15 protein-coding genes are annotated in these 15,390 nt (G+C 73.1%); 5 read left to right on the top strand and 10 right to left on the bottom strand.

From position 1 onward, the window contains the following. The first annotated feature begins 372 nt into the window (after window positions 1-372). From AB0D49_RS37340 to AB0D49_RS37350, 3 genes are all read left to right on the top strand, one after another. Window positions 373-549, top strand: a complete 177-nt coding sequence (locus AB0D49_RS37340) for a hypothetical protein (RefSeq protein ID WP_362767129.1) — start codon at window positions 373-375, stop codon at window positions 547-549. Continuing rightward, entirely contained in the window at window positions 546-752 is a 207-nt protein-coding gene (locus tag AB0D49_RS37345) for a hypothetical protein (RefSeq protein ID WP_362767132.1), read from the top strand. The genes AB0D49_RS37340 and AB0D49_RS37345 overlap by 4 nt, the downstream gene beginning before the upstream one ends. An 82-nt stretch (window positions 753-834) precedes the next feature. Further along, entirely contained in the window at window positions 835-1,167 is a 333-nt protein-coding gene (locus tag AB0D49_RS37350) for a DUF6191 domain-containing protein (RefSeq protein ID WP_362767135.1), read from the top strand. Between the two features lie 6 nt (window positions 1,168-1,173). Here the strand turns inward: AB0D49_RS37350 and AB0D49_RS37355 are convergent, their stop codons facing one another. Next, window positions 1,174-3,039: a prolyl oligopeptidase family serine peptidase gene (locus AB0D49_RS37355; RefSeq protein WP_362767138.1), complete on the bottom strand. Its 1,866-nt coding sequence runs from the start codon at window positions 3,037-3,039 to the stop codon at window positions 1,174-1,176. 395 nt (window positions 3,040-3,434) lie between these two features. Between AB0D49_RS37355 and AB0D49_RS37360 the strand changes: the two genes are divergently transcribed. Next, on the top strand, window positions 3,435-4,250 hold the full coding sequence (locus AB0D49_RS37360; protein WP_362767141.1) for an SURF1 family protein: 816 nt from the start codon (window positions 3,435-3,437) through the stop codon (window positions 4,248-4,250). Between the two features lie 17 nt (window positions 4,251-4,267). On the opposite strand, the gene AB0D49_RS37365 is transcribed toward AB0D49_RS37360, so the two are convergent. From AB0D49_RS37365 to AB0D49_RS37395, 7 genes are all read right to left on the bottom strand, one after another. Further along, window positions 4,268-5,515, bottom strand: a complete 1,248-nt coding sequence (locus AB0D49_RS37365) for a hypothetical protein (protein WP_362767144.1) — start codon at window positions 5,513-5,515, stop codon at window positions 4,268-4,270. Further along, window positions 5,512-6,084 carry a SigE family RNA polymerase sigma factor gene (locus AB0D49_RS37370; RefSeq protein ID WP_362767214.1) on the bottom strand — a complete coding sequence of 191 codons (573 nt, stop codon included), beginning with the start codon at window positions 6,082-6,084 and terminating at the stop codon, window positions 5,512-5,514. Before AB0D49_RS37370 ends, AB0D49_RS37365 begins: the two co-directional genes overlap by 4 nt. A gap of 597 nt (window positions 6,085-6,681) precedes the next feature. Continuing rightward, window positions 6,682-7,746, bottom strand: a complete 1,065-nt coding sequence (locus AB0D49_RS37375) for an aspartate-semialdehyde dehydrogenase (RefSeq protein ID WP_362767147.1) — start codon at window positions 7,744-7,746, stop codon at window positions 6,682-6,684. Beyond that, complete coding sequence (locus tag AB0D49_RS37380; RefSeq protein ID WP_362767150.1) at window positions 7,743-9,020, bottom strand: aspartate kinase; 1,278 nt, start codon at window positions 9,018-9,020, stop codon at window positions 7,743-7,745. Before AB0D49_RS37380 ends, AB0D49_RS37375 begins: the two co-directional genes overlap by 4 nt. A gap of 236 nt (window positions 9,021-9,256) precedes the next feature. Further along, a complete protein-coding gene (locus AB0D49_RS37385) occupies window positions 9,257-9,919 on the bottom strand; it encodes a DUF5063 domain-containing protein (protein ID WP_362767153.1) in 663 nt (220 codons plus the stop codon). Further along, the gene (gene recR / locus AB0D49_RS37390; protein ID WP_362767157.1) at window positions 9,912-10,511 is read right to left on the bottom strand and encodes a recombination mediator RecR; all 600 of its coding nucleotides are present in this window, start codon (window positions 10,509-10,511) and stop codon (window positions 9,912-9,914) included. The genes AB0D49_RS37385 and recR overlap by 8 nt, the downstream gene beginning before the upstream one ends. 55 nt (window positions 10,512-10,566) lie before the next feature. Continuing rightward, a complete protein-coding gene (locus AB0D49_RS37395) occupies window positions 10,567-10,905 on the bottom strand; it encodes a YbaB/EbfC family nucleoid-associated protein (protein WP_362767217.1) in 339 nt (112 codons plus the stop codon). Window positions 10,906-11,195: 290 nt separating this feature from the next. On the opposite strand from AB0D49_RS37395, the gene AB0D49_RS37400 reads away from it, so the two are divergent. Continuing rightward, complete coding sequence (locus AB0D49_RS37400; RefSeq protein ID WP_362767160.1) at window positions 11,196-11,945, top strand: SLATT domain-containing protein; 750 nt, start codon at window positions 11,196-11,198, stop codon at window positions 11,943-11,945. A 153-nt stretch (window positions 11,946-12,098) separates the two neighbouring features. On the opposite strand, the gene AB0D49_RS37405 is transcribed toward AB0D49_RS37400, so the two are convergent. Further along, window positions 12,099-13,544 carry a M28 family metallopeptidase gene (locus AB0D49_RS37405; RefSeq protein WP_362767163.1) on the bottom strand — a complete coding sequence of 482 codons (1,446 nt, stop codon included), beginning with the start codon at window positions 13,542-13,544 and terminating at the stop codon, window positions 12,099-12,101. Window positions 13,545-13,628: 84 nt separating this feature from the next. Next, window positions 13,629-15,326, bottom strand: coding sequence for a serine/threonine-protein kinase (locus AB0D49_RS37410; protein WP_362767166.1), 1,698 nt, complete (start codon window positions 15,324-15,326; stop codon window positions 13,629-13,631). Between the last annotated feature and the right edge of the window lie 64 nt (window positions 15,327-15,390).

Raw genomic sequence — 15,390 nt, forward strand, 5'->3', positions numbered from 1 at the left:
GGGGTAGGAACCGTACCCCTCCGGGAGGGGGTAGAGGCTCTACCCCCTCCCGGTCTCCCGCGCTCCTAGCGTCAGTGGCTCAGACAAGACCCCGGCGGCCTGCACAGGGCCCCGGGGCGTGGTCGGACGCTGCGAAGGAGCGCCAACATGCACGACACTACCCGCCGGGCCGCCAGGTGGTTCGGGTGGCTGTTACGGGTGTTACCGCGCCCCTCAGGGCGACACCGTGCCGATCGGTCACGACCGGCTGGCCGACACCGCGCGACCGCGTCGGCTTGCGCGCCGTCCTCCTCGGCGAGTACCTCGGCCGTGTCGGCGAGGTCGTTCAGGGTTCCAGAAGACGTCTCCCTCGATGCCCGTACGGCAGTACTCGTGCGGCCCTACTTCCCGGCCGGTGACGCGGACCGTGCACGGGAGCGGGAACGGGTCCGTGACTGGGAGGACCGGGAACGGGAACTGTGGCGCAGGCGCGCCCTCGCCTTCACGCTGCGGCAGACGGCCGTGTGCGCGGACGCGTCCACCCCGCAGACCAGGAAGGTGGCGTGGTGAACGCCGGTACTCCGCCCGCCCCAGGCGCCTCGCAGCTGACCATCGAGACCTACCGCGTCCGCGCCGACGGCGAACGCGTCGACCGTACCCCCCAGCTCGTCTACCGGCCTGGTCAGCCACCTCTCGGCATCGGCACCCTGCGCTGGCCCCCCTGCCGCTGCCCGCGCTGCCGGGCCGGTGACGGTCCGCGCGGGGGCTGGTAGCCCACAGCCCGGCCCGTACCCCCGTTCGACCACATCCCGCAAACCCCTCCCCCGGCGGACTCCCCGGGCGCACACTGGCCCCATGGAGTTCGCCATATTCGTCACGCTTCCCGGGCTGGTCATCCTGCTCACGGTCATCGCCTTCGTGGACCAGCTGCTGCTCAGAATGGGGCGGGCCGGACTGCTGCCCTGGCGGAACGGCGCCCGTGCCGGGCAGGTCTCCGCCACCGGGTTCGAGCAGCTGCACGGGGCGCTGTCCGCGGGCAAGGCGCATGAGCTGAAGGAACGCCAGTCCTCGCTGCTGATGCGGGACGACGAGGAGGACGGCGCTCCCCCGCACCGCACCCAGGTCGATCTGGAGGGCGGTGTGGCGGTGGTCCGGCTGCCACCGCCCGCCGCCGGGTCGGGGAGCTGACCGGTCTCAGCCGACCGGCACCGCGCCCGACCCCGTGTCCGCGCCCTGTACGCCCTCCAGGTGGCGCCGCGCGAAGTCCAGCTCCAGCCGGACCTGCTTGATCCGCTCGTCGACGACCAGCGAGCCGTGCCCGGCGTCGTAGCGGTACACCTCGTGCACCGCGCCCCTGGCCTCCAGGCGCTTGACGTAGTTGTCGATCTGGCGGATCGGGCAGCGCGGGTCGTTGACCCCCGCCGAGATGTAGACCGGGGTCCGGACGTCGTCGACGTAGGTCAGGGGTGAGGACGCCTCGAAGCGGGCCGGGACCTCCTCCGGCGTACCGCCCAGCAGGGTGCGGTCCATGGCCTTGAGGGCTTCCATCTCGTCGTAGTACGCCGTGACGTAGTCCGCGACCGGGACCGCCGCGATGCCCACCGTCCAGGACCGGGGCTCGACGCCCAGGCCCAGCAGGGTGAGGTAGCCGCCCCAGGAGCCGCCGGTGAGGATCAGCCGGGCCGGGTCGGCGAGACCCGAGGTCACCGCCCACTCCCGGACCGCCGCGATGTCCTCCAGCTCGATCAGGCCCACCCGGTGCTTGAGGGCATCCGTCCAGGCCCGGCCGTAGCCGGTGGAGCCCCGGTAGTTGACCCGGATCACCGCGTAGCCGTGGTCCACCCACGCCGCCGGGCCCGCGGCGAAGGCGTCGCTGTCGTGCCAGGTCGGGCCGCCGTGGATCTCGAACACCGTGGGCAGCGGACCGCTCGCCCCGGCGGGCTTCTGCACCAGCGCGTGGATACGGCCGCCCGGACCCTCCACCCACACGTCCTCCACCGGCACCGACCCGGGGGACTTCATCCCGGGCGGGTCGAGCACCACCGAACCGTCCGTGGACCGCACCGCCGGCGGCTCGGCCGCCGACGACCACAGGTACTCCACCGAGCCGTCCGGCCGGGCCGTCGCCCCCGACACCATGCCCGGCGGGGTCGCCACGCGCTCCAGCGCGGCGCTCGCCAGGTCGTACCGGAAGAGTTCGCTGCGGGCCTCGAAGCTGTGCACGATCAGCAGCCCCGTGCCGTCCGGGTACCACTCCGCGCTGACATCGCCGGGCAGGTCGAGCGACAGGTCCGTCTCCGTGCCCGCCGTGATGTCCCAGACCAGGGGCTCCCAGCGGCCCCGCCGCTGGTGGCCGATCAGCAGCCGGGTGTCGCCCTCCACCGGGGCGAAGCCCAGCACCTCAAGGCCCAGCTCCTCGGTGCCGCCCTTCGTGTCGTCCAGCTCGGCGACCGTGGCGCCGTCGGGGCGGACCACCCGCAGCGCGGAGTGCATCGCGTCCCCGTGCTCGGTGTGCTCGATGGCGATCAGCGCCCCGTCGTGCGACAGGTCGCCGACGCCCGCCGACTCCCGGTGGCGGTAGATCAGCACCGGCTCCGCCCCGGAGCGGGCCAGATGGATCGTCGTCCCCTCCTCGTCCGTGGAACGGCCCACCACCGCCGTCCGCCCGTCCCGGCCCAGGGCCAGGCCCGCCGGGTAGGACGGGTCGAGGCCAGGAGTGGCGGGCTCGTCGGCGCCGCCGTCGAAGGGCTGGCGGCGCCATACCCCGAACTCGTCGCCGTCCTTGTCGTCGAACCACCAGATGAAGGCGCCGTCCGGGGAGAGCACACCGTCCGTCGTACCGTTCGGCCGGTCGGTCACCTGGCGCTGGGCGCCGGTCGACCGGTCCCACGCGTACAGCTCGTACGTCCCTGTCGCATTGGAGACGAACAGGGAGCGGTCAGGCGCGTCCTCCGCCCAGTCGGGCAGTGACACCCGCGGCGCCCTGAAGCGCTTCTCCCAGTCCGGCATGGCCGCACGCTGCTGCTGATCCGGCGAGACGGACCCGTTGCTCTCAGTCATGGCCCCATACTGCCTGTCCGGACGGGCATCGCGCTCCCGAGCCTGCCAGCCTGTGGATAACTTTGCCCAACCACTCACCGACCTCACACCGAAATCGGCCGCACGGCCCCACCGGCACCCGCCCCGCCAGCACCGACAGCCCCACACGTCCCCCGGACGGCGACCCTCCGGGCAAGGGCAGGCCCGCTGCCAGGCCCCTGCCAGCCGACCGCCAGGACACCACCAGGACACCGCCAGCGGACCGCCGGCCCGCTGACAGCCGGTGAACGGCTCCCCCACGGCCCTCCCCACGACCGCGCCCCACGACCGCGCCCCACGACCGCGCCCCGCGCCGCGCGGCCCGAATCGACCCCCCGCGCCCCGGCCCCGTACCCCCGCCCCGTACCGTGGGTGGCGTGTACCGGTTTCTGCTGACCTCCCGTTGGTGGGGGATCAACGTCTTCGTACTGCTGGCCATCCCCTTCTGCGTCTTCATGGGGTCCTGGCAGCTGAGCCGGTTCGAGGAGCGGATGGACAGCCACCGCGAGGCGACCGCCAAGCCCTCCGACGCCGCGCCCGGCGCCGCCCGCCCCCTGACGGACCTGCTCCCGGTGGACAAGGCCACCTCGGGCGAGCAGACCACCGCCACCGGCCGGTACGCCGAACAGTTCCTGGTCCCCGAACGCCCCCTCGACGACCGCCCCGGCTCCTATGTGCTGACCCTGCTGCGCACCGACGGCGGCCAGGCCCTCCCCGTGGTCCGCGGCTGGCTGCCCGGTACGCCCGACCCCGCGCGGGTGCCCGCCCCGCCGACCGGCGAGGTCACCGTCACCGGCGCCCTCCAGGCGTCCGAGACCCCCGGCAGCAACGGCGTCGCGATCCTCAGTGGCCTGCCGTCCGGCCAGACCGGCGCGATCAGCGCCGCCTCCCTGGTCAACCTGGTGCCGTACGAGGTCTACGACGCCTGGATCACCCTCAACGACGGCGACGCGGGGATGCGCGCGGTGCCCGCGACGGCCGCCGCCGACACGGGGCTCGACCTGAAGGCGTTCCAGAACCTGGGCTACACCGGTCAGTGGTTCGTCTTCGCGGGCTTCGTGGTCTTCATGTGGTTCCGGCTGCTGCGCCGCGAGGCGGACGCCGTACGGGACGCGCGGATGGGGCTGCTGCCCGATCCGCAGCCGTCGCCCGGCGAGCAGCAGCACAAGGACCCGGCACCGACCGGCGTCTGACGCCCCCCTGGCAGGGTCTAAGACCCCGCAAGCACCCCGGTCCGGTACACCGTCCCCGCGCACGCGTCCGGCACCACGACCGACACCGACGCCGATCCGGCGTCCGGGGTGTACGACACCTGCACGCTGCCGTCCGCCGTGGCGCCGTCCGCGGTGGTCAGCTGCGTACCGGTGCCGGTGTCGCCGCCCGTGGTCCCGCCGGTCGTCGCACCGGGGTCCGGGCTCGCCGAGGCCGAGGGGGACGGGCCTCCGGTGCCGCCCGTGCCGCCGCCCTCCACCGGGCAGGTCTCGGCGGGCACCCAGGCGAACCGCACCTCATAGGCGGCGCCGGGCAGCAGCACCAGCTGGCCGGTCTCGGTGGACGGGTCGGGAAGGTCCGCGGCCACATCGCCCGAGGCGTGCTGGGCGACGGAGATCTTGGTCGGGTCGGCGGCGCCCTGCGGGATCGGGCTGACGGTGCCGGGGCCCGTGACGGTACAGCTCTCGCCGGAGACATTGCTGATCCGGAAGGCGCCGTAGACCGTCCCGGCCGAGTCGGGGACGTCGGCGGCGGCGGTGCCCTGGCCGAGCTGGGCGGCCGTGCACACCGGCGCGGAGGTGGTCGCCGGGGGTGTGGGACCGGGCGGCACACCGGGCGTGGCCCCGGGGCTGGCGCCGTCACTGGGGGTGCCCTCGTGGCCGTCGCCCTCGCCGGTGTTCTGACCGCCGCCGGTGGCGGCGCCCCCGGTGCTGGTCGCGCCGTCGGGTCCCTTGCCCTGGCTGGAACCGCCCTGCGCCTCCTGCCCGAGACCGGCGATGGACGGGTCGGCGGAGGCGCCGGTGGAGCCGGAGACATGGACCAGCGCCGGGACGGCGGTGCCCAGGAACAGGGCGGCGGCGGCCATGCCGACGGCGGCCTGCCGTTTGCGGGTGCGCCGCGCGGGCACCGCCCGGCGCAGATGCTCCAGCGTGCCGTCGCGGGGCTCGATGTCCCGCACGGCGTGGCGCAGCAGACCGCGCAGCTCCGCCTCGTCCGAGTCGAGCCCTTCGGGGCTCGGGCCGTCGAGAGGGTCGTTCACGGTTCCGTTCGTTCCGTTCCCAGTGTGGTGCGTGTGCGTCGGTTCGGGCCCCGGGCCGGGTGCCGGCCTCCTGGGCAGATGGAGGTGGCGCCGCTCCCGCACCTCATGGCCGCCGTCCCCGGCGTCCCTGCCGTCCCTGCCGTCCCGGCCGCCCTCCGTGCCGTCCCAGCCGTCGCGGCCGTCCCAGCCGTCCCTCGCGTCGCTCATACGGGGGCCTCCATCGCCAGCCGCAGCGCCGCGATTCCGCGCGAGCCGTATGCCTTGACCGAGCCCAGCGATATGCCGAGCGCCTCGGCGACCTGGGCTTCCGTCATATCGGCGAAGTAGCGCAGCACCAGCACCTCGCGCTGGCGGCGCTGGAGGCCCTTCATGGCCTTGATCAGGGAGTCCCGCTCCAGCTGGTCATAGGCACCCTCCTCCGCGCTCGCCATGTCCGGCATCGGCTTGGAGAGCAGCTTCAGCCCGAGGATGCGGCGGCGCAGCGCGGAGCGGGACAGGTTGACGACCGTCTGGCGCAGATAGGCGAGCGTCTTCTCGGGGTCGCGGACCCGCTTGCGGGCCGAGTGGACCCGGATGAACGCCTCCTGGACGACGTCCTCGCAGGACGCGGTGTCGTCCAGGAGCAGGGCGGCGAGACCGAGCAGCGACCGGTAGTGCCTGCGGTAGGTCTCGGTGAGGTGGTCGACCGTGGTCCCGGCGGCGATGTCCTCGGTGGACTCACGCTGGCCGGGGATGGGTGTGGGCTGCGCTGCGGGCATGGGCGCGATCACCGGCATGCCACCGGCCCCGCGGGCCGTGCCGGGCCGGCGGGCCGGAGGGTGCGGTCGCAGTACGGCGCCGCGCGCAGCCGTCGGGAAGTCGAGTACCTCTGCCACGCCAGTTGGACCCGCTCGCCCCCGCGAGGGTTGTACGTGCCGGGCGTCACTTTTGCGCCGAGGTGCGCGGCCGACAACGTTCTCGCCCCGGACGGCACAGCCGACGGTGCCTCAGTTGACCACATGCGTCCCGCTCTTCCCCTATGTCCCACCTGGAGCGGACGTCCCCACGTCCGCGGCACGGCGTCCCCACGCCGGTCTCCACGCGTCTGCACGCCCGGAAGGGCGACCGCAGAGACGCTCCCCGCCCGCCACGCGGTTGCGGCGGGCGGGAGGAAATCTTCGAACGGCACACGGCCCGGTTCAAGTGGCCGGATCGCCTACCCGACCCGTCCACCGAACACAGATCCTACAAAGCGATCCCGCCGGCACCAGGACGAATATCCGTCCGGGACCCCCCACACCCCCGTTTCTTGCGCGGGACCGCCCCACCGGGGACGACGAGGAAACGGGACAAAGAGAAGCAAAGAACCACGCGGGGAGGGAGGGAAGCAGGCCCTACGGACGGCCCCCGGCGTTCTCCGCGGCCACCAGTTCCGCGATCTGCGCGGTGTTCAGGGCGGCGCCCTTGCGCAGGTTGTCGCCGCACACGAACAGCTCCAGCGCGGTCGGGTCGTCCAGGGCCCGGCGCACCCGCCCGACCCAGGTGGGGTCGGTGCCCACCGCGTCGGCGGGCGTCGGGAACTCCCCGGCGGCCGGGTTGTCCACCAGCACCACCCCGGGCGTGGTCGCGAGGATCTCCCGCGCCCCGGCGACGGTCACCTCGCGCTGGAAGCGGGCGTGCACGGTGAGGGAGTGGGTGGTGACCACCGGCACCCGCACACAGGTCACGGCGACCGGCAGCGCGGGCAGTCCGAGGATCTTGCGGGACTCGTCCCGCACCTTCATCTCCTCCGACGACCAGCCGTCCTCCCGCAGCGACCCGGCCCAGGGGACGACGTTCAGCGCGACCGGCTCCGGGAACGGCCCGGTGCGGTCGCCGACGGCCCGGCGCAGATCGCCCGGCGCGGTCCCCAGGTCCGTACCGGCCACCAGGGACAGCTGTGCGCGCAGGGTCTCCACCCCGGCCCGCCCGGCCCCGCTGACCGCCTGGTACGACGACACCACCAGCTCGCGCAGGCCGAACTCGGCGTGCAGCGCGCCCAGCGCGACGATCATCGACAGCGTGGTGCAGTTGGGGTTGGCGACGATGCCGCGCGGGCGCATCCGGGCCGCGTGCGGATTGACCTCGGGCACCACCAGCGGCACATCGGGGTCCATCCGGAAGGCGCCGGAGTTGTCGATCACGACCACGCCCTTGGCGGCGGCGATCGGCGCCCACTGGGCGGACACCTCGTCGGGCACGTCGAACATGGCGATGTCGACCCCGTCGAACGCCTGCTCGGTCAGGGCGACGACCTCGACCTCCTCGCCGCGCACGGCCAGCTTGCGGCCGGCCGAGCGTGGGGAGGCGATCAGACGGATCTCGCCCCAGATGTCCGCGTGCTGGGACAGGATCTGGAGCATGACCGTGCCGACGGCCCCGGTCGCTCCCACGACCGCGAGCGTCGGGCGGGCGGTCATCGGCCGGTGCCCCCATAGACGACGGCCTCGTCGCTGTCCGAGTCCAGCCCGAACGCGCTGTGCACGGCGCGGACCGCCTCCGGGACGTCATCGGCGCGGGTGACCACCGAGATACGGATCTCGGATGTCGAGATCAGCTCGATATTGACGCCCGCCTCGCTGAGCGCGGTGAAGAAGTCGGCGGTGACCCCGGGGTTGGTCTTCATCCCGGCGCCCACCAGCGAGATCTTGCCGATCTGGTCGTCGTAGCGCAGGGCGTCGAAGCCGATCACGCCCTTGGCCTTCTCCAGGGCGTCCAGGGCGCCGCGGCCCTCGCTCTTGGGGAGGGTGAAGGAGATGTCGGTGAGTCCGGTGGCCGCCGCCGACACGTTCTGCACGATCATGTCGATATTGATCTCGGCATCCGAGATGGTGCGGAAGATCGAGGCGGCCTCGCCCGGCTTGTCCGGCACGCCGACGACCGTGATCTTGGCCTCCGAGGTGTCGTGCGCGACACCGGAGATGATGGCCTGCTCCACCTTCTGGTCCCCTTGATCGATCGGCTCGCTGCTGACCCATGTGCCCTGGAGCCCGCTGAAGCTGGACCGGACGTGGATCGGGATGTTGTACCGGCGGGCGTACTCCACACAGCGGTGGAGCAGCACCTTGGAGCCGGACGAGGCCAGCTCCAGCATGTCCTCGAAGGAGATCCAGTCGATCTTCTTCGCCTTCTTGACCACCCGCGGGTCGGCGGTGAACACGCCGTCCACATCGGTGTAGATCTCGCAGACCTCGGCGTCCAGCGCGGCGGCCAGCGCCACGGCCGTGGTGTCGGACCCGCCGCGCCCCAGCGTGGTGATGTCCTTCTTGTCCTGGCTGACGCCCTGGAACCCGGCGACGATCGCGACATTGCCCTCGTCCAGCGCGGTGCGGATGCGCCCCGGGGTGACATCGATGATGCGCGCCTTGTTGTGGACCGAGTCGGTGATGACCCCCGCCTGGCTGCCCGTGAACGACTGGGCCTTGGAGCCCAGGTTCTTGATCGCCATCGCCAGCAGGGCCATGGAGATCCGCTCCCCGGCGGTCAGCAGCATGTCCAGCTCGCGCCCGGCTGGCACCGGGGAGACCTGCTCGGCGAGATCGATCAGCTCGTCCGTCGTGTCGCCCATCGCCGAGACCACGACGACCACCTGATGGCCGTTGTTCCTGGTCTCCACGATCCGCTTGGCGACGCGCTTGATGCCCTCGGCATCGGCTACGGAGGAGCCTCCGTACTTCTGCACGACAAGGCCCACGTGCGCTCCTCGCTCAGTCCGTTGTGTCGGCTCAGTCTATCGAGCGGCCGAAAACGACCTTCCGGATATCGCATGGTGAGATACCCGTCCGGCCCCGCGGCCCGCCCGCTTCGCTCAGCACATGCCCCCCACCGGGCGCCGCCACTCGGAAAAGTGCCGGGCATCACAACAGCACCCCGGTACGACCGCCGTCACAGGACCACCACCGAGCCACCACCGAGCCGCCACGGAGACCCTCACTTCGCCGAGCGGATCCCCAGCGGTGCGGCGATCTCCTCCGCCATCACCTGGCCCGCCTCGAACTCCAGGGTCTCGTCGCCCATCAGCGCCTCGTCCGTGTCCAGTCCGTCCAGCTCCTTCAGCGGCTGGTCGAGACGGACATGGGCGAGCACCGAGTGCAGCGCGCGCAGGGTGGCGGACGCGGTGGAGCCCCAGTTGGAGAAGTAGGAGAACTGCCACCACCACAGGGCCTCGGTGATCCGGCCGGAGCGGTAGTGGGCCATGCCGTGCCGCAGATCGGTGATCACATCGGCGAGGTCGTCGGAGATCCGGGCCGGGACCGGGGCCGTACGCGGCTCGTAGGGGTCGAAGACCTCGGAGTAGACGTCGACCGGCTCCAGCAGCCGCGCCAGGTTCTCGCGCAGTCCGTCCACATCGGGCTCGGGGCCGAGGTCGGGCTCGTAGCGCTCGTCCGGGACGATGTCCTCGTGCGCGCCCAGCCGGCCACCCGCCAGCATCAGCTGGGAGACCTCCAGGAGGAGGAAGGGGACCGCCGAGTCCGGCTCGTCGCCCCGGGCGACCTCGGTGACGGCGACCAGGAAACTCTCGATCTGGTCCGCGATCTGCACCGCGAAGTCGTCCGGGTCCTGGCTCGTGGCGTGCAGCGTGGCGTCAGACATCTAGGAGTCGTCTCCCCTCGAAGGCGCGGCCGAGGGTCACTTCGTCCGCGTATTCCAGGTCGCCACCCACCGGGAGGCCGCTGGCCAGGCGGGTGACCTTGAGGCCCATGGGCTTGATCATGCGGGCGAGGTACGTCGCTGTCGCCTCGCCCTCCAGATTCGGGTCCGTGGCCAGGATCAGCTCCGTGACCGTCCCGTCGGCCAACCGTGCGAGAAGTTCTCGTATCCGCAGATCGTCGGGGCCGACGCCCTCGATGGGGCTGATCGCGCCGCCCAGGACGTGGTAACGGCCCCGGAACTCACGGGTCCGCTCGATCGCGACGACGTCCTTGGGCTCCTCCACCACACAGATCACCGCCAGGTCGCGGCGCGGGTCACGGCAGATGCCGCACAGCTCCTCCTGGGCCACATTGCCGCAGGTGGCGCAGAACCGGACCTTGGCCTTGACCTCCATCAGGGCCTGCGCGAGCCGCCGTACGTCGGTGGGCTCGGCCTGGAGGATGTGGAAGGCGATCCGCTGCGCGCTCTTGGGACCGACGCCGGGCAGCCGCCCCAGCTCGTCGATGAGGTCCTGGACCACGCCTTCGTACACGGACTGCGTCCTTCCTGGAATGCCTGCTACGTACGGTAGAGGGCCCGCGCCCGCTTTAGAAAGGCAGGCCGGGGAGGGAGCCGCCGAGGCCCTGGGCCAGCGGGCCGAGCTTCTGCTGCTGGAGCGCCTGGGCGTTGTCGTTGGCCGCGTGCACGGCCGCCACGATCAGATCGGCGAGGGTCTCGGTGTCCTCCGGGTCCACCGCCTTCGGGTCGATCTCCAGAGCGCGCAGCTCACCGGCGCCGGTCACGGTCGCCTTGACCAGGCCGCCGCCGGACTGGCCCTCGACCTCCGTACGCGCCAGTTCCTCCTGCGCCGCCGCCAGGTCCTGCTGCATCTTCTGCGCCTGCTGCAACAGCTGCTGCATGTTGGGCTGGCCACCACCGGGGATCACGATCGGCACTCCTTCACGTTCTTTCCCGTTCTTTCCCGTGCTTTTCCGCTCGGCACGAGCCTACGTGGTCTGCGCGGCCGTCGCCCCGGCACTCTTTCGAGTGAGTCATCGGTGAGTCCTATACCTGATCAAGGCCCACTTCCGGGCGGAAAAGAAGTGAAACCGTCATCTTCGCCACCCATTGGGCGGTAATAAAGGTCCGGCACATCAGCACCAGAAGTCACGCACCGTGATCAGTACCGTGCTCAGTGGATCAGTGTGGATCAGTGTGGATCAGTAGGGAGTGCCGGGTGGGTCAGCCGGAGATGCAGCCCGAGAGGCCGCCGCAGGACGGGCGGGGCGGCGAGGGGGCGGCCGGGCTGCGGCCGGGCGACCTGACCGGGCGGGTGTTCCCGCTCGGCGACTGGGGGGAACCGGCGGAGCGGCTGGAGGAGCTGTACCGGTGGGTGGAGCGCGGGGCGCTCCAGACGGCGGCCTGGTATCTCACCGACCGGGTGTGGAAGCGGCGGGGCGCGCGGGCGCTGCGGGCCGGGGCGGCGAGCGGGGCGGTCGTGGGCGCGGGGCTGCCGCTGCTGGATCTGACCGGGATGCTCGCCGGTTCGGCGCCCTGGGGGTATCTGGCGCTGCTGCTGGCGGTGGCGTGCGCCGGGATCGACCGGTGCTTCGGGGTGACGTCGGGCTGGATGCGGGACGTGGCGACCGCGCAGGCCGTGCAGCGGCGGCTCCAGGTGCTCCAGTTCGAGTGGGCCTCGGAGAGCGTGCGGGAGGTGCTGGGGCCGACGGACGGCACGGCCGGGGAGGCGGCGGACCGGTGCCTCGGGGTGCTGCGGCGGTTCTCCGAGGACGTGGCGGAGCTGGTGCGGGTGGAGACGGCGGACTGGATGGTGGAGTTCCGCACGGGGGGCGCGCCGCTGGGGATGCAGGGGGCGGTGCCCGGGGGGCCTCGGGACGGGGGGACGCCGCTGGGGCGTATCCCGTCCCCGCCGTCGGGTCCGACCCGGCCGAACATGCCGCGACAGCGTCCGCCGGAGGCGCGGTGACCTTGGCAGGGGGCTGAGCCGGGAGGTACGTCCGGGGACCGTGTCCGGGGGCTGGGCCCGGGGGCGTGTCACTCACCGTGTTCGCGGGGTGCCGCCGCGCCCACCCGTGCCGCCTTGGGGTACGCCCTCCGGGGGAGGCACGACTGCCCGCAGCTATGGGGACGGGAAGGACACCGGGCTTCGCAGGCCCCTTCTGTTGACGGCGCGTATCCCGAAGAACACGTTGTCCTTCGACAGATCCACCTCGTGGCGTGTCACATCCCCGACCGGCACCACATGCGTCCACTCCGGTTCCGTCGTCTCCCGCCACACCACCTCGTACCCCTTGAGGTCCGGCTCGTCGCCCCGGCGCCAGGTCAGCTCCGTGGAGTTGGTCAGGGCCGAGGTCACGATCCGGGCGTCCCGTGGCGCGTCCGGCGCCTGGGCCAGCGTCCACAGCGCCGCCCCGTTCACCCGGGCCACCCGCGCGATGTACGCCCAGTCGCAGAACTCCGGCAGGTCCCCGTACCGGCGTCCGTCCTCCTCGCGGACGTCCTGGTGCTGGTGGGCGTAGTCCTCGGCGGGCTCGGTGAAGCGGGCGGCGGCGAAACCGCGCTCCAGGAACGGGATGTGGTCGCCCCCGCGCCGGTAGCGGTCCCGGCGGTAGATCACCCGGACCCGCATCCCGGTCGCGTCGTTCTGGGCCACGTCCCGGACGAACCGGGCCAGTTGGCGGGTCGCCGAGTCGTTCTCGCCGCCCACCGAACGCCGCAGCGCCGCCTCCTCGGGCGTCTCGGAGGACGGGACGCCCTCCGCGAACAGCCGCACCACACCCGGCTCGCGTGTGCCGTCGTCCGCCGTCGGGCTGCCCACGATGTCGTTGGTGAACATCGCCCGCACGTCCGTGCCGTCGTCCTTGAACCGGCCCGCCATGTGCGCCGCCCCGTACAGTCCCTGCTCCTCGCCCGCGACCGCCGCGAACACGATCGTGGCGGCCGGGCGGCGCCGCGCCATCACCCGGGCCAGCTCCAGCACCACCGCCACACCGGAGGCGTCGTCGTCCGCGCCCGGCGCGTCCGAGACGGCGTCCATGGGGTCCGAGGCCCGGGAGTCGTAGTGCCCGGAGACCACGTACACCCGCTCCGGGGCGACCGATCCGCGCAGGGTGGCGACCACATTGGTGATCCGGGTGGCGGTCGGGATCCGGTTCGCGGGCGGCTGGACGTACGACTGGAGGGCGACCGTCATCCGGCCGCCGGAACCGGCCGCGTACCGGCGTAGTTCGGCTTGGAGCCAGTCGCGGGCGGCGCCGATGCCGCGCCGGGGGTCGTCCTGGGCGGAGAGGGTGTGCCGGGTGCCGAAGGAGGCCAGTGCGCGGACCGTGGCCTCGATGCGGTCCGGGTCGATCTCGGCGAGCAGCGCGCGCAGTTCACGGCCGGGCGGCTGGTGTGTCGCCGGGCGGTCGGGGGCGTCGGCGGTGGCCGACGGCGGGGATTGCGGCTGCCGTTCCGGGGACGGTGGGGGCGTCGCGGGGCTCGCCGCGCACGCGCTCGCCGTGGTCGACGCGGTCACGGCCGCCGTCGCGGTCGCCGTCAGAAGTGTCCTTCGCGTGGGACCCATGGCCCCCATGGTCGAACAGGCGTCCCCGGCGGACAAGGGCGCCCACCGGACACTCCGGCACCGCTCCCCGGCCGCCGCCCCCGGCTACTCCTTCGTGTACGTCAGTGATTCGCCGGACGTGGGGTTGGCGCGGCTGAGCCGGCCGTCCGGGAGCAGGCGCACCTCGGTGGCCTCGCCGGGGTTGCAGGAGGTGCGGGGGGTGCCGGTCGTCACGGTGGACGGGCCGATCCGCAGCGGGCCGTCGCCGCCGGGGGGTTCGGTGAGGTCGGCCTCGAAGACACAGTGGTAGGTGCCGTCGGCGGTGGGGCCGTCGGCGACCAGGGACAACACGGTGTCGCCGACCTCGCCCTGCCGGATGGTCAGCCGCCGGGTGCTGGTGCCGTCGGCGTTGTCGAGGGTGGTGGTCCAGGTGCCGAGGTAGGCGCCGGGCACCGCTCCGGCGGACGGTGTCCCGGCGCCGTCCGGGGTGGGTGGGGCGGAGGCGCTCGGGGCGGGGGTGCCGCCGCCCCGGGTGTCCTGGTCGCCGCCGTTCATCAGCGCGTACACCGAGCCGCCCGCGCCGACCGCGACCACCAGCGCCACCGCGATCAACGCGGCCGTGGCCCGTCCGCTGCGGCGGTTGGGCTCGTCGGGGTCGCCGGGGGCGGGTATCGGGGCGGGGGCGGGTATCGGGGCGGGGGCGGGTATCGGGGGCGGGCCGTAGGGCGGGGTGGCACCGGCGGCGTAGGGGTGGTGGGCGGGGTGGCCGTAGCCGGGCTGCGGGTGGCCGTACGACGGCTGGGGCCGGGCCGGGGGGCCGTACGCCGGGTGGGGCGGGGGTACGGCGGGTTCCTCGGCGGCGGTGGGGGCGTGTTCGGGGGAGGCCGGGTTCTCCGTGTCGAGGAGTTGGACCGCGTGGCGGCCGAGCTGGGCGACCAGGGCGGCGGGGAGCCAGGGGTCGCGGGTGCGGCCGTCGGCGACGGTGTCCCCGGCGCCGATCCGGTCCAGCACCGCGTCCAGGCCGGGGCGGGCGGCCGGGTCCTTGCGCAGACAGTCCCGGACCAGGTCGGCGATGCCCTCGGGGACGCCCGTCAGGTCCGGTTCCTCCTGGGCGATCCGGAACATCAGCGCGGGCGCCCCGCTGTCCTTGCCGCCGAAGGGCAGCGCGCCGGTGGCCGCGAACGCCAGCACCGAGCCCAGGCAGAACACATCGCAGGCCGGAGTGATCGGCTCGCCGCGGACCTGCTCGGGGGCCATGAAGCCGGGCGAGCCGACGAGCGCGCCGGTCCGGGTCAGCCCGCCGTCCACGACCGTCTCCAGCGCCCGCGCGATCCCGAAGTCGATCACGCGCGGCCCGTCGATGGTGACCATGACGTTGGACGGCTTGAGGTCGCGGTGGACGATCCCGGCCGCGTGGATGTCCCTCAGGGCGTGCGCGAGCCCGGCGGCCAGGATGCGCACCGACCGTTCGGGCAGCGCCCCGTGGTCCTTGCCCACGACCCGCTGGAGACTGGGCCCGGCGACATATCCGGTGGCCACCCAGGGCACGGCGGCCTCGGTGTCGGCGTCCAGCACGGGCGCGGTCCAGTGCCCGCCGACCCGCCGGGCGGCCCGCACCTCCTGCCGGAAGCGGGCCCGGAACTCCTCCTGGGCGGCCAGTTCGGACCGTACGACCTTCACGGCGACGGTCCGGCCGCGGTCCGAGCGGGCCAGATAGACCTGGCCCATGCCGCCCGCGCCGAGCCGGCCGAGCAGCCGGTATCCGCCGATGGTCTGTGGTTCCCCCGGACCCAGCTGATCCATGGACCGTGCCGCCCCCTCGCCGTGCTCCACCCGAACCGTCCCTGGCCGCACTGTTGTACGACGT

Origin of the sequence: Streptomyces sp. NPDC048290 (genome assembly GCF_040652095.1) — a bacterium.
GTDB lineage: Bacteria > Actinomycetota > Actinomycetes > Streptomycetales > Streptomycetaceae > Streptomyces.